The organism is Pseudomonas sp. GLN_2 (assembly GCF_043106005.1).
Taxonomy (GTDB): domain Bacteria; phylum Pseudomonadota; class Gammaproteobacteria; order Pseudomonadales; family Pseudomonadaceae; genus Aquipseudomonas; species Aquipseudomonas alloputida.
In genome coordinates this window covers 103,153-129,982 of the sequence record NZ_JBICMC010000002.1, presented here as the reverse complement: position 1 = coordinate 129,982, position 26,830 = coordinate 103,153, and the positions used below count along the sequence as shown (strand labels likewise).

The following is a 26,830-nucleotide window of genomic DNA, read 5'->3' as shown; positions in this document are numbered from 1 at the left end:
CCATGCACCTGCTGCGGACCCAGCCCGGTGGTTTCGTACCGGATGACAGCATTGCCGACCTCGGCCAGACACCCGCCGAGCTGGTGATTCTCTGCAGCGGCGATTCACACCTGGCCTTGCTCGCCGACACCGCCGAGCAATTGCCCGAAGACTTTCCCAGCCTGCGCCTGGCCAACCCGATGCAGGTGCAGAACCATGCCTCGGTCGACCTATATGTCGACCAGGTGCTGCGCCACGCCAAGGTCATCCTGGTGTCGCTGCACGGTGGTGTTGGTTACTGGCACTATGGTGTCGAACAACTGGTCGAGCTGGCCGCCCGTGGCGTGCAGCTGATTCTGGTGCCGGGCGATGACCGCCCGGACCCGGAGCTGACCAGCCTGGGCAACGTCCGCGGTGAGCAGGCCGAGCGGCTTTGGCATTACCTGCGCCAGGGCGGCAAGGCCAACGCCATCAACCTGTTCAACTGCCTGGCCAGCCAATGGCTGGGCCGCGACTATGCCTGGGACGAGCCGCAGCCTTTGCCGCGCACGGCGGTCTATCACCCCGCCAAGGGCAGCGCGACACTCGAGGACTGGTACCCACACTGGCACCCCGACCAGCCAGTGGCACCGCTGCTGTTCTACCGTTCGCACCTGCAAGCGGCCAATACCGCGTTCATCGACGTGTTCTGCCAGCGCCTACAGGCTGCCGGCCTGAACCCGTTGCCGATCGCCGTGGCCAGCCTCAAGGAAAGCGCCTGCCTGGAACAGGTCGAAGCCTGGCTAGACGAGGTCGGCGCCGAAGTGCTGGTCAATACCACCGGTTTCGCCTTGTCCAGCCCCGAGCGCCCCAACCTGCGCCCGTTTCGCCGCGACATCCCGGTGCTTCAGGCAATCTGCGCGCAGGACAACCAGCCAGGCTGGGAAGCCAGCGAGCAGGGCCTGGGCGCGCGCGACCTGGCCATGCACATTGCATTGCCGGAGCTGGACGGGCGCATCATCACGCGCCCGGTCAGTTTCAAGGACATGGCCTGGCGCAGCGAGCGCAGCCAGTCCGACGTTGTCTGCTACCGCGCCCACCCCGAGCGCATGGACTTTGTCGCCGAGCTGGCCCGCCGCTGGGTCGAGCTGGCCCGTCTGCCCAACGCCCAGAAGCGCGTGGCATTGGTGCTGGCCAACTACCCGACCCGGGATGGCCGCATTGGTAATGGCGTCGGCCTGGACACGCCCGCCGCCGCACTCAACATCCTCAAGGCGCTGCAGGCCGAAGGCTATCCGCTGGCCGAGTTGCCGGGCAGCGGTACGCAACTGATCCACCAGCTGCTCGGTGGCGTGACCAACGACCTCGACCATCTCGACCAGCGTCCCTGTGCCCAGAGCCTGAGCCTGGCCGATTACCAGGTGGCCTTCGAGCGCCTGCCGCAGGCCAACCGCCAGGCGGTACTGGAACGCTGGGGGCCACCCGAACAGGACCCGATGTTCCGCAGCGGCCGGCTGATGGTTGCCGGCCTGCGCTTTGGCTTGACTTTCGTCGGTATCCAGCCGGCGCGGGGCTACCAGGTGGACCCTAGCGCGGTGTATCACGACCCTGACCTGGTGCCACCGCATGGCTACCTGGCATTTCACTTCTGGCTGCGTCACGCATTTGCCGCCGATGCGGTGATCCACGTCGGCAAGCATGGCAACCTCGAATGGCTGCCGGGCAAAGGCGTCGGGCTGTCGGCGCAGTGCTGGCCGGACGCGCTGCTGGGTCCGCTGCCGAACATCTACCCGTTCATCGTCAATGACCCGGGCGAGGGTGCCCAGGCCAAGCGCCGCACCCAGGCGGTGATCATTGACCACCTGATGCCGCCGCTGACCCGTGCCGAAACCTATGGCCCGCTGCGCCACCTGGAACAACTGGCTGACGAGTTCTATGAAGCGCAGTTGCTCGACCCTCGACGTGCCCGCGAGTTGCAGCGTGACATCCTCGAGCTGGTCAAGGCCAACCACATCGACCGTGAGTTGCAACTGGAAGGGCAACTGGACGATGCGGCGCTATGGCTGCCGCGCCTGGACACCTACCTGTGCGACCTGAAGGAGTCGCAGATTCGCGATGGCCTGCACGTGTTTGGTCAGTCACCTGAAGGGCGGCTACGCCTGGATACGCTGCTGGCATTGTTGCGGGTTGAGCGTGGCGACGGCCGTGGCGGCAATGCCAGCTTGCTGCGAGCTTTGGCCAAGGCACTGCTACCGGGCTGGGACCCGCTCGATTGCGACCTTGGGCAGCCGTGGCAGGGCATACGCCCTGAACAGCTGCAGGCCATGAGCAATGAACCTTGGCGCACCTGTGGCGACACCCGAGAGCGCCTTGAGCTGCTGGCACTGCAGGTGATCGGGCAGGCACTGGAGGGCACGGCACAGTTACCCGACCTGAGTGAGTGGCAACCGGTGCACGCTGTAGTGCAAGCCCTGCGTGAAGCGGTCGCACCCAGCCTTGACGCCTGCGGCACGGCTGAAATGCATGGCCTGCTGGCGGCACTGGCCGGGCGCTTCGTGCCCGCCGGCCCCAGTGGTGCGCCTAGCCGAGGGCGCCTCGATGTGCTGCCCACTGGCCGCAACTTCTATACCGTGGATGTGCGCAACCTGCCCACCACCACAGCCTGGCGCCTGGGCTTCGCCTCGGCCAGCCTGATCCTCGAGCGCCATCTGCAGGACCACGGCGATCATTTGCGTCAGCTCGGCCTGTCGGTGTGGGGCACGGCGACCATGCGCACCGGCGGCGACGACATCGCGCAGGCCATGGCGCTGATGGGCGTGCGGCCTGTCTGGGCCACCGGCAGCCAGCGCGTCGACGACTTCGAAATCTTGCCGTTGAGCCTGCTCGACCGCCCGCGGGTGGATGTGACGTTGCGCGTTTCCGGCTTCTTCCGCGATGCCTTCGGTAACCTGATCCGCCTGTTCGACGCCGCCGTGCAGGCCGTGGCCGCGCTGGACGAACCTGACGACCTCAACCCCCTGGCTGCCCGCGTGCGCAGCGAGCGGGCCGCGCTGCAGGCTCAAGGCGTGGATGCCGAGCAGGCCGCGCGTCAGGCTGGCTGGCGGGTGTTCGGTGCCAAACCCGGCGCATACGGTGCCGGGGTGCAGAACGCCATCGACGGGCGCTTGTGGCACAGCCGCGACGACCTGGCAGAGGTCTACCTCAACCACGGCGGCTATGCCTACGGCGGCAGCGACGACGGCACCCCGGCCCGCGCCCAGTTCGCCCAGCGCCTGGCCAAGGTGCAGGCGGTGCTGCAGAACCAGGACAACCACGAGCACGACCTGCTCGATTCCAACGATTACTACCAGTTCCAGGGCGGCATGCTGGCAGCCTCGGAAACCCTGTCCGGGGCGGTGGTGGCCAGCTACCATGGCGACCACAGCCAGGCCGACCGACCGCGCATCCGTACCCTCAAGGAAGAGCTGAACCGGGTGATCCGCGCGCGTGCGCTCAACCCCAAGTGGATCGACGGAGTCAAGCGTCACGGCTACAAGGGTGCCTTCGAGATGGCCGCGACAGTCGACAACCTGTTCGCCTTCGACGCCACCACGCACCTGATCGACGACCATCATTACCAGGGGCTGGCCGATGCCTATGTGCTCGACCCGGCGACCCGCGATTTCATGCGCGAGCACAACCCCGAGGCCCTGCGCGACCTCACCGAGCGTCTGCTGGAGGCCCAGCAGCGCGGCTTGTGGCAGGCGCCGGGCGACTACCGCGAAGCCCTTGAGGAACAACTGCTCGATGGCGAGGAACAGGCTTGAAATGAGTGAACCCGTACAATTTCCATTGGCGGCCGTGGTCGGTGCAGACGACCTCAAGCTGGCGCTGTGCCTGACCGCCATCGACCCCAGGATCGGTGGTGTGCTGATCGAAGGGCCGCGTGGCATGGCCAAGAGCACCCTGGCCCGTGGCCTGGCCGACCTGCTTGGCGAAGGCCCGTTCGTCACCTTGCCATTGGGCGCCAGTGAAGAGCGGTTGGTCGGCACCCTCGACCTGGATGCCGCGCTGGGGCAGGGCAAGGCGCAGTTTTCCCCGGGCGTGCTGGCCCAGGCCGACGGCGGTGTGCTGTATGTCGATGAGGTCAACCTGCTGCCCGACACCTTGGTCGATCTGTTGCTTGACGTGGCTGCCAGCGGCACAAACCGCATCGAACGTGACGGTATCTCGCACCGGCACAGCGCCCGCTTCGTACTGATCGGCACCATGAACCCGGAAGAGGGCGAACTGCGCCCGCAGTTGCTCGACCGTTTCGGATTGAACGTGGCGCTGGAGGGCTTGCCGGAGCCCGAGGCCCGGCAGCAGATCATTCGCCGCCGTCTGGCCTTCGACAGTGACCCGCAGGCGTTCTGCGCCCACTGGGCCCAGGCCCAGGCGCAACTGCGCGAGCGCTGCCAGGCGGCGCGCCAGGCCTTGGCCGACATTGCGCTGGATGACCAGGCGCTGGCCTGGATTACCGAGCGCTGCTACGCCGCCGGCGTGGACGGCCTGCGCGCCGACCTGGTGTGGCTGCGCGCTGCACGCGCCCACTGTGCCTGGCGTGGGGCTGCAGCTATCGAAGAAGTGGATGTCGAGGCGGTGGCCGAATTCGCCTTGCGCCATCGCCGCCGTATGACGCCCCAGGCCAGCCCGCCGTCGGCGCCACAGCCGCCTGACCAGCAGCCTGGCGCCGGCAACCCGGGCGAACAGGGTGGGCAGGGCGACTGGGGGGCATTACCGGCACAGCCGGTAGCCAGCGGCGCCCGCCGCGAGGTGCCGAACTGGGCAAAAAAGCCCTGAGCATCCCCCAGCCACCAGCCAACGGGGCGGATGCCAGAACGGGCATAGGCAAGCAGAACGGTACCCGCCGTGGCCTCGTGCGAAATGCGGCGGCCGGCCGGGTAGCCTGGCTGCCGACCTTGCTCAAAGGGCGGCCACGCCAGCGACAGGACCTGTGCTGGCAGCAGCGCCAAGGCAGGCCGGCAGAATTGTGGCTGGTGATCGTCGATGCCTCGGCTTCAACCCGGCGCCATCAGGCGCTGGCACAGACCAAAGGGCTGCTGGCGGCATTGTTCGACCAGGCCTACCGCCAGCGCGCCCGCCTGGCCCTGCTGACTGCCAGCGGGCGCACACCACAGTGGCAGCGCCACGGGCTGAAGGCATCCGCTGCCTTGCAACCCTGGCTGCAGGCCTTGGGAGCAGGTGGGGGCACGCCGCTGATCGCCGCCCTGGAACAGGCGCGGCACTGGCTACAGGCGCGGCAGCGAGCCCATCCGCAAGAGGCCTTGCGTTGCCTGGTGTTCACCGACGGTCGCCTGCAGCACAGCAATACCGTGCAGCCGATGCCATGCGCCACGTTGTTGGTCGATATGGAACTGGCGCCCGTGCGCCTGGGACGCGCGCAGCGTCTGGCAGAACAATTGCAGGCTGATTACCAGCACTTGCAACAATTCAAGGTGGTGGATTGAACTGGCAGGTTGCGACACGTTGTCGCAATTGGGAAAGTTGCCACAACAGCAACAGAGAAGTTGTACAAGTGCGTGACCATGCACGCACTTGTTGTGCTGGCCAATATTACTTCGGCATCGACCACGGTTGCAGGTCGTAGCCCTTTTCACACAATTCGGCGCGCACTTCTTCGATCAGGCTGGCCCACTGGGCCGGGTCGGAGTAGATGCGCGACGACACTTGCTTGGCGCCGATGCGGGTGCTGGTCCGGTCGATCACTGCCAGGCTCAGTTCACCAGTACCGTTGGGTGCATCCCAGGCTACGCACTGGAAAGGTTCGAAGGCGTGGTCGGCAATCAGCAGTGCTTCGTTGACACGGAGCGGGGCATTCATGGTTCGGTCTCTCTATGGTCCCAAACATCGAAGTGAAGTCCGCGTTGCTTCAAAGTCGCCTCATTGATCGCGAAGTGCAGCGCGGGGTTATGTCTACTGATGCTCGTTGTTCGTGGGTAAGTCACACATTGGCTGTAAATTTTTTTTTCAGGGTCGACACTGTTCTTGCCTGCGCCGCCATGTGATGTCGATAAAGTGCGAAAATTCCCGTGGCGGTTTGTAAAAAAATGATTCGGCAGACAGACGGTACTGGGCACCGTCAACTTCGTTGCTACTGTTAAACGGGCGCCACAACTTGCTGTTTTATTTCAAAAAACCAAAAACTGGCGCCAAGGATCGGTCATGCAGCAGCCTGCCGCTCAACGCCGTTTGCTTATCGTCGACCCCTGCGACGATTGCCACCGCTTGTTACCTGGCCTGCGCAACGCAGGCTGGGATGTGGACAGCTGTATGCTCGGGGCTGCGCTGGACCACACGTGCGATGTCGGGCTGTTGCGCTTGCAGGCTTCGCACCTGAGGCACCCGGACGCGGTCAAGGACATGATCAAGCGCAGCAACACCGAATGGATTGCCGTGCTCAGCGCCGATCAGTTGCGCATGCCGGCGTTCGGTGATTTTGTGTGTGAGTGGTTTTTCGACTTCCATACCCTGCCGTTCGACGTCTCCCGCGTGCAGGTAACCCTGGGCCGGGCCTTCGGCATGGCGCGCTTGCGCGGCAAGGGGGCCGTCAAGGTCGATGAGGCAACCCATGAGTTGCTCGGCGAAAGCCGGCCTATCCGCGAGTTGCGCAAGTTGCTGGGTAAACTGGCACCCACCGAATCGCCGGTGCTGATCCGCGGAGAGAGCGGTACCGGCAAAGAGTTGGTGGCGCGCACCTTGCACCGCCAGTCGCAACGTAGCGAGCAGCCGTTCATCGCGATCAACTGCGGGGCGATCCCCGAGCACTTGATCCAGTCCGAACTGTTCGGCCATGAGAAGGGCGCCTTCACCGGTGCCCACCAGCGCAAGACCGGGCGTATCGAAGCGGCCGATGGCGGCACATTGTTTCTTGATGAAATCGGCGACCTGCCGTTGGAATTGCAGGCCAACTTGCTGCGTTTTTTGCAGGAGAAGCACATCGAGCGGGTGGGTGGCAGCCAGCCCATACCGGTGGATGTACGGGTGCTGGCGGCCACCCATGTGGACCTCGAGCGTGCCATCGAGCAAGGGCGTTTCCGCGAAGACCTGTATTACCGCCTGAACGTCTTGCAGGTGGTGACCGCGCCGTTGCGCGACCGGCATGGTGACCTGTCGATGCTGGCCAACCATTTTGCCCATTTCTACAGCGTGGAGACCGGGCGTCGGCCACGGTCGTTCAGCGACCATGCCCTGGCGGCGATGGGGCGGCATGACTGGCCGGGCAATGTGCGCGAACTGGCCAACCGCGTGCGTCGCGGGTTGGTGCTGGCCGAAGGACGGCAGATCGAGGCGCAAGACTTGGGGTTGCAACTGCTCGACCCGGAACAACAACCGCTGGGCACGCTGGAAGAATACAAGCAGCGCGCCGAGCGCCAGGCGCTGTGCGATGTGCTCAACCGGCACAGCGACAACCTGAGCGTGGCGGCCAAGGTGCTGGGCATTTCACGGCCGACGTTCTATCGGTTGTTGCACAAGCACCAGATACGCTGAGCGCTGCTGAGGTACGCTTGCGCTGTTCTTTGAAGCCGCTCTTACAGGGAAACCACAAGCCGAGTAGGCGCGGGTTTACCCGCGAAAGGGCCGGGCCCGCTGGCCAATGTCCACCCGCCGTTCACCGTTGTCGCGGCTACTGTATTCGCGGGTAAACCCGCTCCTACCGGGGAAGCACAAGCCTGCGTAGGCGCGGGTTTACCCGCGAAAGGGCCGGGCCTGCTGGCCAATTTCCACCTGCCGTTCACCGTTGTCGCGGCTACCGTATTCGCGGGTAAACCCGCTCCTACAGGGAAAGCACAAGCCGGTGTAGGAGCGGGGGTGGACACACATCGGTTTGGCCGCGAAGAGGCACTGCCAGGCGAACTCAGTGCGGTCCGCGCGGGATGGTCTTGAGCAAGTCTTCGGGGCTGATATGCCCCACCACCTGGGCCACCGCGCTGCCCGGGGTCGGCAGGTCGATGATGTGGCTCTTCATCTTGCCGATCACATGCATCTCGCACGGCTTGCAGTCGAACTTCAGGGTCAGCACTTCGTCACCCTGAATCAGCTGCATCGGTGCCACCTTGGTACGCACGCCGGTCACGCCCTTGGCCTGCTTGGGGCACAGGTTGAAGGAGAAGCGCAGGCAGTGCTTGGTGATCATCACCGGCACTTCGCCGTGTTCTTCATGCGCTTCATAGGCCGCATCGATCAGTTGCACACCGTGGCGGTGGTAGAAGTCGCGGGCCTTCTGGTTGTATACGTTGGCCAGGAACGACAGGTGCGACTCGGGGTACACCGGCGGTGGCGTGGTCTCGGCCTTGCGCCCGCCACGCGGATGCGCCTGCACGCGTGCTGCAGTCAGTGCCTCGATGGCTTCGCGGCGCAGGGCCTTGAGCTGCGAGTTGGGAATGAAGTACGCCTGCGGGGCATCCAGTTCGATGCGGTCGGCGTGGTACAGGGTGGTACCCAGTTGGCCGAGCAGGTCGTGCAACTGCTCCAGTGCCTGCTGCGGCTTGTTGGCTACGCCGAATGGGCCGTCCAGGGCCACCTGCACGCTCACGCCTTCTTCACTGCTGAGGGTAAGCATCAGGCGCTGCTCGCGCAGGACAGCGTGCCACTCCACGCCGACCCGGCGTTCGGAGGAGGTGCGTTGCAGGGCCTGTTGCCAGTTGTGGTCGAGGTTGCGCGACAGCGGGTGGTTGGGCCGCAGCTTGTGCAGGCCTTCGGGCATTTCGTTAGGCTCGACGCGATAGCGGTAGCGCTTCTGGCCGTCTTCTTCGAATTCGCCGCGCGGTTCGGCGATGTTGGCGCGGAAGCCCACCACTTCGCGTTTGACCAGCACATTGAGGCCGTCGCCGTTGGTCAGCGGCACGTCGGTGACCACTTGCATGTCACGCTTGCCGACCTTCTCCACTACGCCCACCGGCAGGCCGGTGAAGGTTGGCGAGTCGAAGGCGCCGATATCGACCTTGCGGTCGGTCACGAAGTAGTCGGTGCTGCCGCGGTGGAAGGTTTTATCCGGGTCGGGCAGGAAGAAGTGTTGGGTACGGCCGCTGGACGCGCGGGCGTACTGAGGGCGGTCTTCAAGGATGGCATCGAGCTCTTTGCGGTAATGGGCGGTGATGTTCTTCACATAGCCCATGTCCTTGTAGCGGCCCTCGATCTTGAACGAGCGCACGCCGGCATCGACCAGGTCAGCCAGGTTGGCGGTCTGGTTGTTGTCCTTCATCGACAGCAGGTGTTTCTCGAACGCAACCACGCGGCCCTGGTCATCTTTCAGCGTGTAGGGCAGGCGGCAGGCTTGCGAGCAATCACCACGGTTGGCGCTGCGGCCGGTCTGCGCATGGGAAATGTTGCATTGGCCAGAGAACGCCACGCACAGCGCGCCGTGGATGAAGAACTCGATGGCGGCATCGGTTTCGGCGGCGATGGCGCGGATTTGCTGCAGGTTCAGCTCCCGCGCCAATACCAGTTGCGAGAACCCGGCCTGGTCGAGGAACTTGGCCCGTTCCAGGGTGCGGATGTCGGTCTGGGTGCTGGCATGCAGCTCGATCGGCGGGATGTCCAGCTCCATCACCCCAAGGTCCTGCACGATCAGCGCGTCAACGCCGGCATCGTACAGCTGGTGAATCAGCTTGCGCGCCGGTTCCAGCTCGTTGTCGTGCAGGATGGTGTTGAGGGTGGTGAACACGCGTGCATGGTAGCGATGGGCGAACTCGACCAGCTCGGCGATATCGCTGACTTCGTTGCAGGCGTTATGGCGCGCGCCGAAGCTCGGGCCGCCGATATAGATGGCGTCAGCGCCGTGCAGGATCGCTTCACGGGCGATGGCCACGTCACGGGCAGGGCTGAGCAGTTCCAGGTGATTCTTTGGAAGGGACATGTCGTTATATTTTCGGGCTGTCACGGTTTAGGCGGGCATTGTAGCGGTGAAACGGGCTGGCGGCATCATTGGGGTGCCGAGAGGTGCGGGATTGGCTGCGGGTACGCGCAACTGTGGGCGGCCTTGCGTCGCGAAAGGGCCGCAGAGCGGCCCCGGCGATGTTGCGGTCAGTCAACGATGCTGGGGGCGCTACGCACCCCAACACGCGCAGCTCAGCGCTTGGCAGCCATCGCCGTCACTTCCACACGCATGCCTTCAAAGGCCAGTGAAGCCACACCCACCGCCGCACGCACCGGCCAGGGCTTGCTGAAGAAGCGCTGGTACACCTCGTTGAACGCTGCGCGGTCGGCCATGTCGGTCAGGTAGATGGTCAGGTGCAGCACGCGGTCCATACCGCTACCGGCCTTTTCCAGGGCCACTTTCAGCGCCTGCAGGGTGCATTCGCTCTGCTCGACGATGCCGCCCAGTTCCAGGCTGCCGTCGGCGTGGGTCGGGATTTGCGTGGTGACCAGCACGCCGTTGTACTCGGCAACGTCCGAGGAAATCGACTCGGCGTCCGGGTCCGGGGTGTAGAGAATGTCTGCATGTGCCATGGTGTGTCTGCCTTGCAACGGAAGGAAAACGGCAAGCCTACGCGAGCGCACCTGCCCGGTCGAGCGTGCCTCGGCGTTTGAAATGCGCCGCGTTCGCCGTCAGAATCGCAGGCGATTGCAAAACCAGGGGTTTACGTTGAACGAACAGACTTTGTCCAGGCGCCTGGAGCGTGTGGCCGCCCATGTGCCTCAGGGCGCGCGCCTGGCCGACATTGGCTCGGACCACGGCTACCTGCCGGTGGCCTTGATGCTGCGTGGCGTGCTCGAGGCCGCTGTAGCGGGTGAAGTGGCACAGACGCCGTTCGCCTCGGCCCAGCGCAATGTGCGCAGAAACGGCCTGCAAGCGCAGGTAACCGTACGCCTGGCCGATGGGCTGGCAGCGGTCGAACCGCAAGACCGTATCTCGGTGGTGAGCATCTGCGGGATGGGCGGCGACACCATGTGCGAGATACTCGAGGCCGGCAAGCAGCGCCTTGGCGGCGTCACGCGCCTGGTACTGCAGCCCAATGGCGGTGAGCGCGAACTGCGCCAGTGGCTGGCGGGCAATGGTTACCAGATCGTCAGCGAAGAGCTGCTACGGGAAAACCGCTTCGATTACGAGATCATCGTCGCCGAGCCGGGCAGGGGGGTGTATAGCGCTGAACAGCTGTACTTCGGCCCCGTGTTGATGCAGGAGAAAAGCGAGGCGTTTGTGGTCAAGTGGCGGCGCATGCTGCGGCAGAAGCAGCAGACCCTGGCCAATTTCCAGCGGGCCCGCGATGCGGTGCCTCAGGCGAAGGTCGACGATTTCAATCAGCAGGTGGGCTGGATCACCCAGGTGCTGGCCTGACTCACTGCTGCGAGCAGTTGCCCATTTCCCGGTAGTCGATTTCGCGCTTCTGGCCCTGATGGTCGACGTACACCATGTGTGCGGTGCCTACCTGGCAGTCGGCGGCGTTGCTGGCCGGTGTGATGGAGATGACCTTGGCCACGTCCAGCGGCATGCCGTATTCATATTGGCTGCTGACTGGCTGGTTGTTGCCGGCATCGGCAAAAGCACCGAACGAGGCGAAGGCAGCGGCAATGGCAAGGACAGCGATCGAGCGTTTCATGACAGGCTCCTTTTTTAATGGATGGCTAATCATCTATTCATTGGTCATCCACAATAAATGGGCTAAACCGTGATAGATTCCTGCCTTTAACGCAGGAATAAAACAAGGAGCACCCCTTCATGGACATGCTGCATGCCATGCGTACCTTCACCCGTGTGGTGGAATGTGGCAGCTTCGCTGCAGCTGCCAATGCTCTGGATATTTCTGCAGCGCAGGTTTCGCGCATCGTCGCCGAGCTGGAGAACCAGCTGCAGACCCGCCTGCTGCATCGCACCACCCGGCGCTTGCGCATGAGCGAGGCGGGTGAGCGGTTTCTGGAGCGGGCGCGGCAGATCATGCTGCTGACCGAAGAAGCCGTGGGTGAGGCGCGAGGGGCGCACCTTACGCCTCGCGGCCATCTGCGTTTGCACTGCCCGCACGGCATGGGGCTGTTGCTGATGCCGCTGGTGGCCGGCTACAACACGCTATACCCGGATGTGGTGATCGAGCTGACGCTGTCGCAGCGCAACCCCGACCCGCTGGCCGAAGGGCATGACGTGGTGATCACCGTGGACGGTGCGCTACCGGATTCGCAGCTGATCGCTGTGCCGCTGGGCAACATTTTCAGCATCCCCTGCGCGGCCCCCGGTTACCTGGATACCCACGGTGTACCGGAGCGCCCCGAAGACTTGCACGGCCATCGCTGCCTGCGCATGGCTTACCCGATGTACGAAGGCGACTGGGTGTTCCCGCAAGGGGTTGACCAGTGCGTGATCGCGCCAAACGACAGTTTCTCCACCAACGTCGCCGACGCCATGTTGGTGGCCAGCGAGCTGGGCATGGGCATTGGCCTGCTGCCGTTCTACACCGCCAGCGAGGCGATCGAGCAGGGGCGCTTGCGCCGGTTGTTGGCACCGTATCGGTTGAGGGAGAGTGCGCTGTATGCGATGTATCCGTCACGCCACTACCTGGACGCCAAGGTGCGCACCTGGATCGACTACCTCAAGGAACAGTTGCCGGCGCTGTTCGAGGGGCATGCCAGGGTGGTGGATGATGCGCGGTATTGGCGCTGAGGCGAGAAGTTTGCCGCGGTGACATTCCTGTGGGCGCGGGCGCGCCCGCGAACACCGGCAAAGCCGGTGCCAGCCACAGCGTCGCCCGCTCCCCCAAGAACCGCGTTGCCTTTGCGTTACAGCGGATAGTTTTTCAATTCCCGTGCAATCAGCATGCGCTGGATCTCGCTCGACCCTTCATAGATCTGGGTAATCCGCGCATCCCGGTAGTAGCGCTCCACCGGGTAATCTTCCAGATAGCCGTACCCACCATGCACCTGGATGGCCATCGAGCACACCCGCTCGGCCATCTCCGAAGCGAACAGCTTGGCCTGTGACGCTTCCGACAGGCACGGCTTGCCGGCGCTGCGCAGGCGGGCGGCATGCAGGATCAGCAAACGTGCGGCGTTCACCTGCACCTGCATGTCAGCCAGCAGATTGGCGATGCTCTGGTGTTCGTTGATCGGCTTGCCAAACTGTATGCGGTCACGCGAGTAGACCAGCGCCGCTTCGAATGCGGCGCGGGCGATGCCCAAGGCCTGGGCGGCAATGCCGATACGGCCGCCTTCGAGGTTGGACAGGGCAATGGCCAGGCCCTTGCCACGCTCACCGAGGATATTGGCGGCAGGAATGCGGCAGTTGTCGAAGGTCACTGCGCAGGTGTCGGAGGCGCGAATGCCCATCTTGTGCTCGCTGCGGTCAACCTTGAACCCAGGGTTGTCGGTAGGCACCAGGAACGCCGACAGGCCTTTCTTGCCCAGCTCCGGGTCGGTCACTGCGAAGACGATCGCCAGGCCGGCACGGCGGGCATTGCTGACGAACTGCTTGGCACCGTTGATGACCCACTGGCCATCCACCCGCTCGGCGCGGGTGCGCAGGTTGTGTGCCTCGGAGCCGGCCTGTGGCTCGGTCAGGCAGAAGCAGCCAATCACCTCGCCGCTGGCCAGGCGTGGCAGCCACTGCTGTTGCTGGTCGGCGGTGCCGTAGGCCAGCAGCGGGCCGCAACCTACCGAGTTGTGGATGCTCATCATCGCCCCGGTGGCGCCGCAGCCGGCAGCGATCTCTTCCACGGCCAGGGCATAGGCGACATAGTCGGTGTAGCTGCCGCCGAAGTCCTCGGGCACCACCATGCCCAACAGGCCCAGTTCGCCCATCTTGCGCACCACGCCATCATCGATCCAGCCGGCCTTTTCCCAAGCCTGGGCATGGGGTGCGATTTCGCCACGGGCAAAGTCCCGGGCCATGTCGCGGATCATGATCTGTTCTTCGCTCAGTTCGAGGTCTTGCATCTGTGTACTCCCGGGCTCACAAGCCTTCGAAGAATTGTTCGACCCGCTGGCCTTGCAGCGCGGCCAGGGTCGGCGGGTTCCAGCGGGGCTGCTTGTCCTTGTCGATGATCAGGGCACGCACGCCTTCGATGATGTCGCCGTGCTGGAACCACTGGCGGTCCAGGTGCAGTTCCATGGCAAAGCAGTCGTCAATGCCCAGCTCGCGCCCCCGGCGCAGCATCTCCAGCGTAACCGCCATGGCCAGAGGCGAGCGGGTTTCCAGCTGATCGGCGGTGGCCACCGCCCAGGCGTGGCTGTCGCCAAGGCTCACCGCACGCAGTTGCTCGACGATGGCTGGCAGGTCGGGCAGGGCGAAGAAGTGGTCGATGGCCGGGCGCAGCTTTTCCAGTGGCGCATCATCCAGTGTCTGGGTGCCGAGCCTGGCCAGCAGGTTTTGCAGGTCCTTGAGCGGGTGGTCGCTGAAGTTGAGCTGGTCGAGGCCCTGGTCGAGGGCGGCGAGCTGGTCGCTGGCCAGGTACCAGTCGGCCAGGCCGCAATACAAGGCGTCGGCCGCCTGGATCTGGGCACCGCTGACACCCAGGTAGATGCCCAGCTCGCCGGGGAGGCGCGAGAGGAAGTAGCTGCCGCCCACGTCAGGGAAGTAGCCGATGCCGACCTCGGGCATGCCCAGCCGGCTGCGCTCGGTGACCACGCGCAGGTCGCAGCCCTGGGCCAGGCCCATGCCGCCCCCGAGGGTGAAGCCGTCCATCACCACCAGTATTGGCTTGCGGTAGCGGTGGATGACCAGGTCGAGGGCATACTCTTCGACGAAAAAGGTTTCATGCAGCGTGTCGCCGGCCTTGAAGCTGTCGTACAGCGAGCGGATATCGCCACCGGCACAGAACCCCTTGGGGCCTTCGCCGCGCAGGACCACGGCGCGTACCTGCGGGTTGTCGGCCCACTGGTCCAGGTGCTGACGCAGGCTGCGCACCATGTCCAGGGTCAGGGCATTGAGACCGGCTGGGCGGTTCAGGGTCAGGTGGCCGATCTGGTTACGGACCTCGGCCAGTACATGGTCGGTTGCTGCCGGGGTATGAGCGTGTGCAGTCATTGCGTTCTCCCTGCTTTGTTATTGATTTTCCAAGTGAAGTCTGGAGTTCGCTGGAGGATCGCAGGATCCTGGCATGCGAATTTGCCTTGCACAATCGACAATTGTGCAAGGGTACCGTGCGTTTTTACCTTGTGTGAGGCCAGCGCGCGCTTGTGAAGCTGCCTTTGCCCCCACGGGATTCCGTCCCCCGATTCGGGGGAACCTGCTGGGGGATCCTCCCCAATACGTTGCGGTTGATCGTACAAGCTATTGATTAATATTGAATTTTTCTTCTGGCACACACCTTGCTCCAGCTCCCGGCAGAGATCCTGTGTCCCGGAGGTGCAGCATGTCGACGCCGCTCAAAGGCCCCATCCTGTCATCACTTGTACTGGCCTTGCTTGGCTGGGAAGCAACCAGCGAGGCGGCTGTGCAGTGCCAGCGCACCCTGGTCGCCAACGTGGTGGCACTGGACCAGCCACTGATGTTCAACCGCCTTGGCGCGCAAAACGCCAACGGCATGATGTTTGCCCTCCGTGAGGACGTGGTGGACGACAAGCAGGTCCCCCTCAGCAAGGGCGGGGCCGCGGTACCGGGCAAGGTCACGCTGCGCCCCGACAAGCGCCCGCGGCCTATCGTGCTGCGCGTGGCGGCCGGTGACTGCCTGACGGTCAACCTGACCAACCTGCTGGATTACAAGGCGAACCCCAACAAGCACGGTATCGAGGCTGAAGAGCCCGAGGGTGAGGAAGAGGGGCCGGAGGTTGAAAACGAAGGCGGCGAAGGCTTTGTTGCCGACGAACAGGTGGCCGAGCGTATGGTCGGCTTCCAGGTCAACGGGATGCAGGCGGTGAACAGCATTGCCGATATTTCCGCCTATACCGGGCGTAACGGCAACTTCTTCGTCAGCCCCGGCAGCACCCGCAGCTACACCCTGTATGCCGAGCGGGAAGGGGCCTTCGCCGCCACCAGCAAAGCCGCTACGTTCGGCGGCGAGGGCACGGCGGGCAACGTCTCCAACGGCCTGTTCGGCCAGGTGGTGGTCGTGCCCAAACTGGGCCGTACCTACCGCAACACCCTCACTGAAGAAGAAATGCGCCTGGCCACCACGGGGCGAACCGCCACCGGCCAGCCGGTGATCGACTACGAAGCCCGTTATCCGCAGGTCGAACCGTGGATCGCCGAAGGCAAGGCCGGCAAACCGATCATTGCCATGGTCAACGGCAACGAGATCATCAGCAGCGAAACCGATGCCATCGTCATGGGGCCCAACCCTGACGGTAGCTTCCCCAGTTCCACTTACCCGCTGGAAAGCGCGGGCAAACGCAACCCGGCGCTGCCCAACCGACTGGAAGCGTTCCGTGATTTCGCCTCGCAGTTCGCCGACGAGGTTGCCGGTACCCAGGCCTTCCCTGGCTACTGGGCCGACCCGGTGATGGGCCACGTGCTGGAGCCGGCGCGCGATTCGTTCATGATCAATTACGGCTCTGGTGGCATGGGTGCCGAAGTGGTGGCCAACCGCTTGGGGGTGGGCCCGATGCACGACTGCCTGTCGTGTGCCTATGAGGAGTTCTTCCTCAGCGCCCACACGGTCGGCGATATAGGCACCCTGGTGGATGTACCGGCCAACGTTGGCCTGGAACACATCCGTCCGGGCGAGGTGCCGCCGGCCAGCGCCGTCGGGGTCAAGGCCAGCATGGCCCTCTACCCCTCAGAGCCTGCCAACGTGCACCACAGCTATATCGGTGACTTCACCAAGTTCCGCAACACCCACAACGGGCACGAGCAGCACATCTTCCACTTGCACGGCCATCAGTGGCTGTTCAACCCCAATGACGACAACTCCGACTACATCGATGCCCAAGGCATCGGCGCCGGTGTCGGCTACACCTACGAAATCGCCAACGGTGGTTCGGGCAACCGCAACCGCGTTGCCGGCGATGCCATTTACCACTGTCACTTCTACCCGCACTTCGCCCAGGGCATGTGGGCCATGTGGCGGGTGCATGACGTGTTCGAGGAAGGCACGCGCCTGGAGGTGAGCGGGCAGGGCGAGAATGGCTTCCACAGTACCCCGTTCGCCTTGCGTAGCGGTAAGCCGGCCGTTGGCGCCCGGGCCCTGCCCGATGGCGAGATCGTTGCCGGTACGCCGATTCCGGCCATCGTGCCGTTGCCTGGCAAGGCCATGGCGCCCATGCCCGGCAAAGTCGTGGTCGTGCCCAAGCTCTCCGAAGCGTTGGTTGCCGCCAACGATGATGACCACGAAGACGAGGATGATGACGACCACGCCAGCGAGGCGCCCGTGCGCAAGGCCGTGGGCTCGCTGGCGCTGGTCGATCGCACCGAGGCCAACCGCAATGCCGACGGCACGCTGAAAAACCCAGGCTACCCGTTCTGGATCGGCGGCATGGAAAGCAGCGTGGGCAACCGCCCGCCAACCCCGCCCCTGGACATGCTCGACCCGGCCCTGGCCCGGCAACTGAAAGACAGTGGTAAAGCCCTGTGGGCCAACCTGGATGCGAACCAGGTCGATGGCTGGGACGGCGGCCTTGGCCGCCATGCACTGGACGGTGTGTCCGCCGGTGGCGTGGCGGAGACCACCACCACCAAACTGGACTTCACCAAGGTCGTGCACAAGGCCAAGCCCATCTACCTGCCGGAAGAGGGCACCGATGTCGAGCAGGCCGCCATGCAGTTCCACGCCATGGCTGAACACCCTAGCTATGCATTGATCCCCGGCAGCCAGCCAGTGGCCAGTGCGTTCCGCACCAACGGCGCCTTGCCGACTGCGGGTGCGCCGTTCTACGAGCCGTGCATGGATGACCGTGGAAAACGCCTGACCCAGTCTTCCGGGGTAGGGGAGTTCAACAGTGGAGAGAGCCTGACGGGCGTGAACTTCCGTGGCGCCTCGGCCTTCACTGCCGACCGCCCACGCATCTACAAAGGGGCCAACATCCAGTTCGACGCGGTGTACAACAAAGTGGGCTACCACTTCCCGCAGGCACGCATCATTGCCCTGTGGGAAGACGCTTGGCCGGTCATTACCAAGCAGCGCCCGCCAGAGCCGCTGGTGATGCGCATGAACACCTTCGACTGCGCGATGTACCAGCACACCAACCTGATCCCGAACATCTATGAGATGGACGATTACCAGGTGCGCACCCCGACCGACGTGATCGGCCAGCACATCCACCTGCCCAAGTGGGACCTGACCGCTGCCGACGGCTCGGCCAACGGCTGGAACTACGAAGACGGCATACTTTCGCCCGGTAGCGTGGTCGAGCGCGTGCATGCCATTCGTACTTACAACGGTTGCACTGATGGGGATAGCCGCGATGGCACCGCTGCCTGCCCGAAAGCCAGACAGCACCCGTACTTCGGCCGCTTTGGTCGCGCCGACTGGCTGGGCGCGCGTACAGCGATGCAGCGCTGGTTCGCTGACCCGCTGGTGAACGTGCATAACGTCGACCGTGGCCTGGGTACCATCTTCACCCATGACCACCTTGGCCCATCGACCCACCAGCAACTGGGCCTGTATGCCACCGTGCTGGCCGAACCGGCCGGCTCCACCTGGTACCACGCCGAAACCGGCGAGCAACTGTACAACCCGGCCACGCGCCAGGACGGCGGCCCGACCTCGTGGCAGGCGGTGATCAAGACCGGCGACCACGATGGCGACGGCAAGAACGACAGCTACCGCGAGTTCTTCCTGGAGTACAGTGACTTCCAGCATGCCTATGAAGCTGGGGTGTACGTAGGCGCAGGGCCGGACGGCATTCCCAATGCCCAGTCGTACCCGGCCACTGCCGACAGCTTCCGTTACGCCATCAACCCGCCCGTGCGCGGCAAGGCGTCGAACCTGCTCGAAGCCATCGTCGAGAAACGCGGCGGTCTCAACCCGGGCTGCCCAAGCCGGCCATGCCCGCAGGCGATCTCGGTGGATGACCCGGGGATGTTCGTCGTCAACTACCGCAACGAGCCGCTGGCCCTGCGCGTGTATGACCCGAACAAGGTCGGCCCGGACGGCAAGCGTGGCATGCAGGCCGACGGCCTGGCCGGCGACCTCAGCTATGCCCTGCAAACCCGTACCGACCGTGCCATCCCGGCGATGAACCTGTCGCCATCGGCGATTACCTCGGCAGTCGGCCCTACCGGCGGCACTACGCTGTTCCCGCCGCATATCAACACGGCTGGCGCCGAGCCGGGCGACCCGTTCACCCCGTTGCTGCGTACCTATTCCGGCGACAACGTGCGCCTGCGCATGCACGCCGGTGGCCATGAAGAGGAGCACAACGTCACCCTGCACGGCGTGAAATGGCTGCAGAACGGTTCTGGCTTCGGCAACAGCTCCAACTCGGGCTGGAAGTCGTCGCAAATGATCGGCATCTCCGAGCAGTTGGGCTTCATGGCGCCGGTGTCGATGATCTCCAGTTCGGCAGCCACCAACGGCGATTACCTGTACTCGCTGGACGCGGCCCTGGAGGGCTACTGGAACGGTATCTGGGGCATCATGCGCAACTACACCGCGCAGCGTGCCGACCTGTTCCCGCTGCCCAACAACCCGCAGCCGGTGGCCATGCGCAACACCGTGAACTTCAACGGCATCTGCCCGAAAACCACGGCCAACCCGAACGGCATCGGTACCCGCACCACGGTCAAGCGCAGCTACGAGATCGTCGCAGCGCTGGCCAACGACATCCTCGAAAACCGTAACGGCGTCAGCATCAACGACCCGGCGGGCGTCGGCCAGCATGTCGGTGGTGCGCTCAAGGCCAACGGCGGCACCCTGGTGTTCAACAGCCGTAGAACCGCCATCCCGCTGGTGGGTGGGGTAGACCCCGAAGATGGGGAGCCTTTCACCATCGGTGGCCACAGTGCGCCGCTGCATGACCCGACCGCGATCCTGTACGTGCGCAAGGCTGACCTCGATGCCACCACCGGCAAGCTCAAGGCGGGTGTCCCGGTAGAGCCGCTGGTATTGCGCGCCAATGCCGGCGACTGCATCAGCATCACCCTGGAGAACCGCTTGCCGCTGGTGATGCCAGACCTGCCGAGCACTGCAGTGATGCACAACGTGGTCAAGCGTGACCGCTTCGACAGCGAAGGCTCCACCGCCTTTGCCAACAACCTGATGCGGCCGTCCAGCCACGTGGGCCTGCATGCGCAACTGCTGGCCTACGACATCACCAAGTCAGACGGTGCCAACGTTGGCCTGAACCCGGTGCAGACCGTGCCACCACGTGCCGGCACCAGCGGCGCTTACCCGACCAAGGAGTACCAGTACTACGCCGGCCACCTGGAGCGTGAAGGCAAACCGGTGTCGCAGTTGGGCCGCACGGTGGACAACATAAACACCACGCCTATCGAGTTCGGCGGCCTCAACCTGACCCCGTCAGACTTCATCAAGCAGCCGCAAAAAGGCCTGGTGGGCGCCATGAGCATCCTGCCGCAAACCGCCACCTGGACCGAGGATACTGCTACCCGTACCCAGGCCACGGTGAAGGTCAGCGGCCAGCCGGACTACCGCGACTTCGTCACGGTGTGGCAGCGCGCACTGAACATGCGCTGGGCCGATGGTCGTCCGGTAGAAGGCATCAATACCGAAGGCAACGGTGCTGCCGGTGACCCGCAAGACAACGGCAACATGGCGGTCAACTACAAGACCGAACCGTTGTGGCTGCGCTTCGGCATGGCGCCCGACTCGCCATTCGGCCGCGCCAATGGCCTGGGCTTTGGTGATGTACCCAACGCCCACATGGCCTACGCCAACGCCCTGGTCGGTGGAGACCCGCAAACCCCGGTGCTGTACGCCAAGCCTGGCCAACCGGTGCGCAACCATATCGTGATGCCCAGTGGTGGCAGCCGCGGCATGGTCTACCAGCTGGACGGGCACGTATGGCCACTGCACAACTACCAGTCCGAGAAGAGCGATGCGGACGGTTACCCGATTAGCCTGCCTGGTATCGGTTCGGTGCGCTTTGGCTACAACCCGATGGCCATGTTCATCGGCGCCCAGGAAAGCGTACTGCCAGCGGCGCACTTCAGCTTCATGTTGCCAAGTGCCGGCGGTGCCAATGCGGTGGCGGGTGACTACCTGTTCCGCGACTACGCCGCCTACGGCAACCTCTCGGGGCTGTGGGGGATCTTGCGGGTGACCAATGAAGCGCCGCCGGCAACGGCCCCGGCGCAGTGACGGAAGGGGAACGCGAGCATGAACAAAAAGACTCGCCTTGCTTACCTGGGGGTAGTGCTGGGGGTAGCGCTGATCGGCCTGGGCGTGGCGTACGAAAAGCTATGGTGCGACCCGCGCGAGCTGTTGCAGGAACGGGGCGGCTCGCAGGCCTTGCACCGGCTCAGCCGGGACGGCGTGAACGTGGAGTTCGAGGCCCGGCCATTGGCCGGCGGCGAACTGAAGGAGGGCGGCTTCGCCAACATCCGCTTCAAGCTCAGCGACCAGACCAGTGGCCAACCGCTGTCGGGCATGGCCCCGGGGGCGTGGATCGACCCGGCGCAGTCGGCCCCGGCCGGGGACCGCGAGCAGAGCTGCAAGGCGCGGGTCGCGCTGTTTCTCAAGAGCAGCATCGGGGCCCGGCCGCTGCTCGACCTGAACAGCTACTTCTTGCTGATGTTGAACAATGACGCCAGCCTGACAGTGATCGACCCGACGGTGTCGGTGGGGGGCGTGACCAGCACCATGGCCCGCATCGAGCTGCCAGGGCGGCCCATGGACTGGGCGGCCACCAGCGACGACAAGCAGGTGTTCGTGTCGATACCCGAGCGGGGCGAGGTCTCGGTGATCGATACCGAAACCTTCACCCGCGTGGCCGACCTGGACGCCGGCGACCAGCCACTGCGCGTGGCCCTGCAGCCGGACCAGCATCGGCTGTGGGTTGGCAACAACAGCAGCGACCCGGGCAAAGGCGGGGTAACAGTGATCGACGTGCCGGGGCGCAGCGCCATGAAGCACTTCAACACCGGTACCGGGCACCACGAAATCGCCTTCAGCGCCGACTCCCGCTATGCCTATGTCAGCAATCGCGACAGCGGCACCCTGAGCGTCATCGACATCCCGGAAATGCGCCTGGCCAAGACCATCAAGGTAGGCCCGCACCCGCTGTCGGTCAGCTATTCGGCGCTGTCCCAGGCTGTGTACGTGGTCGATGGCGAGGAGGGCAGCGTACGGGTGTTCGATGCCCGCAGCCATCAGTTGCGCCACACGGTCCAGGCCGAACAGGGCCTGGGGCCGATGCGCTTCAGCCATGATGGCCGCTACGGCCTCGTGCTCAATACCCTGGAGAACCAGGCCCTGGTCATCGACGCCAGTACCGACAAGCTGATCCACCGCATCCCGGTGGCGGCCGAACCGTACCAGCTGACGTTCACCAAAGGCTATGCCTATGTGCGTGGCCTGGCCTCGCCGAAAGTGAGCATGATCAATCTGGCCAGCCTGGGCGAGGGGCGTGCGCCCATCGTGCAAGGCTTCGAGGCTGGCCCCGCAGCGCCGCGCCAGGCCGGCGACCTGCCACTGGCCCAGGGGCTGTCGGTATCGCGTGATGACAATTCGGTGTTCGTGGTCAACCCGGTGGACAACACCACCTACTTCTATGCCGAAGGCATGAATGCCCCGATGTCCGGCTACAACAACCGCGGCCACCAGGCCCGCGCCGCCATCGTCGTTGATCGCAGCCTGCGCGAAGTGGCCCCCGGGGTGTATGGCTCGACGGTGAAGCTGCCCGCCGCCGGCAAGTTCGACGTTGCCTTCCTGCTCAACCAGCCGCAAATCATTCATTGCTTCAGCACCGAGGTGGCTGCAGGGAGCGATGCCAGCAAACGCAAAGGTGCGCGTGCCGAGTTCATCGGCCTCGACCAGCCGCTGCCGCAGCACAGCGACTTCACCGCGCGGGTACGGATTGTCGGTGACGACGGGCAGCCACGCCTGGGCCTCAACGACTTGAGCCTGCGCTTCTTCCTGGCGCCATCGTCGATGCCGCGCAACCTGCAGCTGCAAGAGGTGGGCGAGGGCGTCTACCAGGCAGCGCTGAACTTGCCTGAGGCCGGTGCCTGGTACCTGCATGTGCAGTCGCCCTCGTTGGGGCGCAAGTTTGCCGAAGAAAACTACACCAGCCTGCGCGTTCTGCCGGCTGCTGCAACCAACGCCTCCCAGACTGACGTGAGGAATGTGCGATGAACGCCAAGCCTGCTTGCACACTGTTGGCCCTGAGCCTGGCATTCGCCAGCCACCTGGCCATGGCCCACGCCGGTCACGCGCATGACGGCCATGCCGGGCAGCCCCCGGCGGCGCATCAGGAAAAGGCCAGTGTGCGTTTTGCCGATGTGTCGCTGCTGAACCAGGAAGGCATGCCGGTACGCCTGGAGAAAGACCTGGTGGATGACCATCTGGTGGTCATGGGCTTCATTTACACCAGCTGCACCACGGTATGCCCGGTGGTGTCGTCGATCATGGGCAAGGTCCAGCAGCAGCTGGGCGGCCGGGTAGGCGAGGAGGTTCGCCTGGTGTCGATCAGTGTCGACCCTCAGCGTGACGACGCCAAGCGCCTGCAAAACTATGCCAAGGCATTCCAGAAAGGGCCGGGCTGGAGCTGGCTGACCGGTACCCCGTACGCCATCACCGAAACCCTGAAGGGGCTGGGCAGCTTCAACGCCGACCTCAGCCAGCACCCGCCGCTGATACTGGTGGGTGACGGGCGTAGCGGGCACTGGACGCGTTACTACGGCTTCACCGACCCGGGCGTATTGATCGAAGAAATCAACCGCCTCAGTGCGCGCCGGGTACATGCCAAGAGCACCGCCATTGCCGACCATCACGAGGTGCAACCATGAGCACTGCAACCTCCCACCGCGCTGGCATGCGCGCATTCGACTGGCTGGTACTGGGTGGCTGCTTGTGGATCCTCACCTCGGTGGCGTTCGCCCACGAAGGCCATGCGCCGCAACCCCCCGAGCCGCAGCCAGCACCGCAGGCGATGGCCAGTGGTGGCGGTACACGCGACGCCAAGACCTGGTTCACCGACACCGTGCTGAAGGACCAGAATGGCCGCGAGCTGCGCTTTTACAGTGACGTGCTCAAGGACAAGGTGGTGATGCTCAACGTGATCTTCACCCATTGCACCGATGCCTGCCCGTTGATCACCCGCAAGCTGCGCGAGGTGCGCGAGGCCATGGGGTCAGCGCTGGCCGGCCAGGTGACCTTCGTGTCGATCAGCAGTGACCCGCTGAACGACACCCCCGAGGTGCTGAAGGCGTTCGCCGCCAAGCAAGGGGTGGATGGGCCGAACTGGTTGTTCCTGACCGGTGACAAGGCCAATGTCGACCTGGTGCTTGGCCGTATTGGGCAGTTCCTGCCGAGTCCCGAACAGCATTCGACGCAGCTGATTGCCGGTGATGTTGCAGGTAAACGCTGGAGCAAGATTCGCCCGGATGCACCGCCAGCGGCGATTGCCCAGCGCATGCAGCTGTTGACCCAGCCGCTGGCCGGTCGGTGAGTATCATGGGCCGCCTGGGAAACTGGCCTCTGTGGCATCCGCTTTTGTGGGAGCGGCCTTGCGTCGCGAAAGGGCTGCGCAGCAGCCCCGGCAGTGGCAGCTCACGCGCAGAAAGAGGGGCGCGCTGCGCGCGCCTTTCGCGACGCAAGGCCGCGCCCACAGGGCTTGCGATATGGCTCACATGCGTGCTTGGCATGGCATCTTCGACCTCAGCCTTGGCCCTGGACTTGACCGACCACGAACAAGCCGGCAAACGCCTCTACCGCGAGGGCGTCTCCAGTAGCGACGCTCAATTGCAAGCCCGGGTCGGCGCCAGTGACATCACAGTCCCCGCCAGCGTGCTGCCCTGCGCCAGTTGCCATGGCAACGACGGCCGTGGCCGCGCCGAAGGCGGTGTTCGCCCCCCCGGCCTCGACTGGCAACGCCTGGCACTCGGCCAGGGCCCGCGCGAGGCCAACGGCCGCCGCTACCCGGCCTACACCGAGAGCAGCCTGGCGCGGGCCATCCAGCAGGGTATCGACCCGGCTGGCAATCGCCTCGACCCGGCCATGCCACGCTTCGAGTTGACCTTGGCCGACCAGCGCAACCTCACCGCCTATCTCAAACGCTTGGCCGAAGAACGTGACCCTGGTGTGGAAGAGGGCGTGCTGCGCCTTGGCACGCTGCTGCCTGCGAGCGGTCCGCTCGCCGACGCCGGGCAGGTGGTGCGTGCCGTGCTGGAAGACGGCGTGGGTCAACTCAATCAGCAAGGCGGCATTCACGGGCGGCGCCTGGAACTGGTGGTGCTTGACTCAGGTTCCGACCCAGTCAGTGCCGAACGCGCCTTGCAACAGTTGCTCGAGCAAAAGCGAGTGTTCGCCCTGATCGCGCCATTGGCGCCCATGCTCGACCAGCGCCTGACGACCTTGCTGGCGCCACAGAACGTGCCGATGATCGGCAGTACCCCGCGCAGCGGCGGCAGTGCACAGATCTTCGACCCGCTGCCCGGCTTGCCCGAGCAATTGCTGAGCCTGGCAGGCCATGCCCGTGTGGCGCTGGGCTTGGCGCCGGATGAGTTACGCGTGGTGTATGCCGGTAACGAACACGCCGCGTTGGCCGAGCAGGTGCGCGAGCGTTTACGACAGCAGGGCTGGGCGCCACCCGCTATCCAGGCGTTCGACGGCCAGGCGGTGGACGGGCAGGGCATCGTCTTCCTTGGCCGCGCCCAGGCCTTTGCCGAGTTGGCGGCGGCGTTGCAGGTGGCGGGCCGCGAGCCCTACCTGTTCGGCGCTTCCAGTCAGGTAGCCGGCGCTGTGGCGCGCTTGCCGGCGCAGTGGTCGCAGCGGCTGTTTCTGGCCTACCCCTACGTGCCAGAGGACTGGACCGAGCAAGGCCAGGCTACGCTCGCCGGGCTGCAGCAGCGCCAGGGCCTGGACCCGCGCCAGGTGTCGTTGCAGGTCAATACGCTGTGCGCGTTGCGCCTGCTGAGCGAAGCGCTGAAGCAGATTGGTCGGGATGCCAGCCGCGAGCAACTGATCGCTGCGCTCGAAGGCCTGCACGATGTGCCCACCGGCCTGACCCCGGCACTGGGCTTTGGCCCAGGTCGCCGCCAGGGCATGGCAGGTGCCCATGTGGTGGCGGTGGCCCTGCCCGGGCCACGCTTTACTGCGGTCACCCCCTACCGGCCAGTACCGGTCAGCCCTTGAGCGGAGGTTGTCATGCGGATCGTGTGGTTGTGCCTGTTGCTGGTGCTGACCAGCGTGAGCTGGGCCGATGTGCCAGCGGCGCGGGTCAATGGTGTCGAGATCGGGTTGATGCGCCTGGAACGCTACTTCAGCGAGTACCTGGACGCCCAGGGGCGAGCGGTGACCAGCATCCGCAACCCAGGCCTGTACAAACGCCTGCGTGACCAAGCGCTGGACGAGCTGATCGACAAGGAGTTGTTGTGGCAGGAAGCGCAACGCCAAGGCATTGCCGTCAGCGATGAACACGTGTCGGCACAGATTGGCGAGATAGAAGCGGCGTTTGGCAGCCCGGCGTTATTCGAAAGGCGACTGGCAGAGGCGGGCTTCGACAGGGCGCAGTACACTGAGTACACCCGGCATGAGATGGCGGCCCAGCAAGTGTACGCCCTGCTCAGCGCAGTCGACGCGCCGAGCCAGGGCGAAGTGGAGGCATTTTATGATGCCAACCAGCAGAGACTGCAAGGAGCGCAGAACCAAAGTGATAATCCATCGGTCATACGCGAACACGGCCTGGCCTTGGCCAGGGCAACGCTCATCGGGCAGCGGGAGGCGCAGGCGCGCCAATCCGTGCGCCAACGTTTGCGCGAGTCCGCTAAAGTGGAGATCGCTGACTGAGGCCGTTGATGGCGCTTGCCCCAATGCTGGGGAATTAGGGTTTGGCGATGTGCCATCAT

Annotated in this window: 18 protein-coding genes; 12 read left to right on the top strand and 6 right to left on the bottom strand. The window is 64.7% G+C overall.

Annotated elements, in window-relative coordinates; genetic code table 11:
* Window positions 1–2: 2 nt before the first annotated feature.
* The 3 genes from cobN (at window position 3) to ACF8Q6_RS00630 (ending at window position 5,447) form a co-directional block, all read left to right on the top strand.
* Window positions 3–3,764 carry a cobaltochelatase subunit CobN gene (cobN, locus tag ACF8Q6_RS00640; protein WP_392490802.1) on the top strand — a complete coding sequence of 1,254 codons (3,762 nt, stop codon included), beginning with the start codon at window positions 3–5 and terminating at the stop codon, window positions 3,762–3,764.
* A 1-nt stretch (window position 3,765) separates the two neighbouring features.
* On the top strand, window positions 3,766–4,779 hold the full coding sequence (locus ACF8Q6_RS00635) for an ATP-binding protein (RefSeq protein WP_392490801.1): 1,014 nt from the start codon (window positions 3,766–3,768) through the stop codon (window positions 4,777–4,779).
* 77 nt (window positions 4,780–4,856) lie between these two features.
* Window positions 4,857–5,447 carry a VWA domain-containing protein gene (locus ACF8Q6_RS00630; RefSeq protein WP_012052138.1) on the top strand — a complete coding sequence of 197 codons (591 nt, stop codon included), beginning with the start codon at window positions 4,857–4,859 and terminating at the stop codon, window positions 5,445–5,447.
* A gap of 106 nt (window positions 5,448–5,553) precedes the next feature.
* Here the strand turns inward: ACF8Q6_RS00630 and ACF8Q6_RS00625 are convergent, their stop codons facing one another.
* Window positions 5,554–5,820 (bottom strand): hypothetical protein, encoded by a 267-nt coding sequence (locus ACF8Q6_RS00625; RefSeq protein WP_003247923.1) that lies wholly within the window; start codon window positions 5,818–5,820, stop codon window positions 5,554–5,556.
* Between the two features lie 342 nt (window positions 5,821–6,162).
* On the opposite strand from ACF8Q6_RS00625, the gene ACF8Q6_RS00620 reads away from it, so the two are divergent.
* Entirely contained in the window at window positions 6,163–7,488 is a 1,326-nt protein-coding gene (locus tag ACF8Q6_RS00620) for a sigma-54 dependent transcriptional regulator (RefSeq protein WP_010954363.1), read from the top strand.
* Window positions 7,489–7,855: 367 nt separating this feature from the next.
* Here ACF8Q6_RS00620 and ACF8Q6_RS00615 read toward each other — a convergent pair whose 3' ends face one another.
* Window positions 7,856–9,856 carry a U32 family peptidase gene (locus tag ACF8Q6_RS00615; protein ID WP_392498101.1) on the bottom strand — a complete coding sequence of 667 codons (2,001 nt, stop codon included), beginning with the start codon at window positions 9,854–9,856 and terminating at the stop codon, window positions 7,856–7,858.
* A 212-nt stretch (window positions 9,857–10,068) separates the two neighbouring features.
* Complete coding sequence (locus ACF8Q6_RS00610) at window positions 10,069–10,449, bottom strand: RidA family protein (RefSeq protein WP_014860143.1); 381 nt, start codon at window positions 10,447–10,449, stop codon at window positions 10,069–10,071.
* A 136-nt stretch (window positions 10,450–10,585) separates the two neighbouring features.
* Here ACF8Q6_RS00610 and ACF8Q6_RS00605 point away from each other — a divergent pair, with 136 nt between their 5' ends.
* The gene (locus ACF8Q6_RS00605) at window positions 10,586–11,278 is read left to right on the top strand and encodes a tRNA (adenine(22)-N(1))-methyltransferase TrmK (RefSeq protein ID WP_088512695.1); all 693 of its coding nucleotides are present in this window, start codon (window positions 10,586–10,588) and stop codon (window positions 11,276–11,278) included.
* A gap of 1 nt (window position 11,279) precedes the next feature.
* On the opposite strand, the gene ACF8Q6_RS00600 is transcribed toward ACF8Q6_RS00605, so the two are convergent.
* Window positions 11,280–11,540: a DUF2790 domain-containing protein gene (locus ACF8Q6_RS00600; protein ID WP_003247932.1), complete on the bottom strand. Its 261-nt coding sequence runs from the start codon at window positions 11,538–11,540 to the stop codon at window positions 11,280–11,282.
* Between the two features lie 119 nt (window positions 11,541–11,659).
* Here ACF8Q6_RS00600 and ACF8Q6_RS00595 point away from each other — a divergent pair, with 119 nt between their 5' ends.
* Entirely contained in the window at window positions 11,660–12,592 is a 933-nt protein-coding gene (locus ACF8Q6_RS00595) for a LysR family transcriptional regulator (protein WP_239607783.1), read from the top strand.
* A 116-nt stretch (window positions 12,593–12,708) separates the two neighbouring features.
* Here the strand turns inward: ACF8Q6_RS00595 and ACF8Q6_RS00590 are convergent, their stop codons facing one another.
* Together ACF8Q6_RS00590 and ACF8Q6_RS00585 are read right to left on the bottom strand one after the other, a co-directional pair.
* On the bottom strand, window positions 12,709–13,860 hold the full coding sequence (locus ACF8Q6_RS00590) for an acyl-CoA dehydrogenase family protein (RefSeq protein WP_014756960.1): 1,152 nt from the start codon (window positions 13,858–13,860) through the stop codon (window positions 12,709–12,711).
* Window positions 13,861–13,876: 16 nt separating this feature from the next.
* The gene (locus ACF8Q6_RS00585; RefSeq protein ID WP_392492698.1) at window positions 13,877–14,950 is read right to left on the bottom strand and encodes an enoyl-CoA hydratase/isomerase family protein; all 1,074 of its coding nucleotides are present in this window, start codon (window positions 14,948–14,950) and stop codon (window positions 13,877–13,879) included.
* 328 nt (window positions 14,951–15,278) lie between these two features.
* Here ACF8Q6_RS00585 and mnxG point away from each other — a divergent pair, with 328 nt between their 5' ends.
* The 6 genes from mnxG to ACF8Q6_RS00555 all read left to right on the top strand — a co-directional run bounded on the left by mnxG (window position 15,279) and on the right by ACF8Q6_RS00555 (window position 26,771).
* Entirely contained in the window at window positions 15,279–21,122 is a 5,844-nt protein-coding gene (gene mnxG, locus ACF8Q6_RS00580) for a manganese-oxidizing multicopper oxidase MnxG (RefSeq protein ID WP_392492697.1), read from the top strand.
* A gap of 18 nt (window positions 21,123–21,140) precedes the next feature.
* On the top strand, window positions 21,141–23,117 hold the full coding sequence (locus ACF8Q6_RS00575) for a cytochrome D1 domain-containing protein (protein ID WP_392492695.1): 1,977 nt from the start codon (window positions 21,141–21,143) through the stop codon (window positions 23,115–23,117).
* Window positions 23,114–23,770, top strand: coding sequence for an SCO family protein (locus tag ACF8Q6_RS00570; protein WP_003247943.1), 657 nt, complete (start codon window positions 23,114–23,116; stop codon window positions 23,768–23,770). The genes ACF8Q6_RS00575 and ACF8Q6_RS00570 overlap by 4 nt, the downstream gene beginning before the upstream one ends.
* Window positions 23,767–24,432 carry an SCO family protein gene (locus ACF8Q6_RS00565; RefSeq protein ID WP_392492693.1) on the top strand — a complete coding sequence of 222 codons (666 nt, stop codon included), beginning with the start codon at window positions 23,767–23,769 and terminating at the stop codon, window positions 24,430–24,432. Before ACF8Q6_RS00570 ends, ACF8Q6_RS00565 begins: the two co-directional genes overlap by 4 nt.
* A gap of 194 nt (window positions 24,433–24,626) precedes the next feature.
* A complete protein-coding gene (locus tag ACF8Q6_RS00560) occupies window positions 24,627–26,117 on the top strand; it encodes an ABC transporter substrate-binding protein (RefSeq protein WP_392489653.1) in 1,491 nt (496 codons plus the stop codon).
* Between the two features lie 12 nt (window positions 26,118–26,129).
* A complete protein-coding gene (locus tag ACF8Q6_RS00555) occupies window positions 26,130–26,771 on the top strand; it encodes a SurA N-terminal domain-containing protein (RefSeq protein ID WP_012052147.1) in 642 nt (213 codons plus the stop codon).
* Window positions 26,772–26,830: the final 59 nt, after the last annotated feature.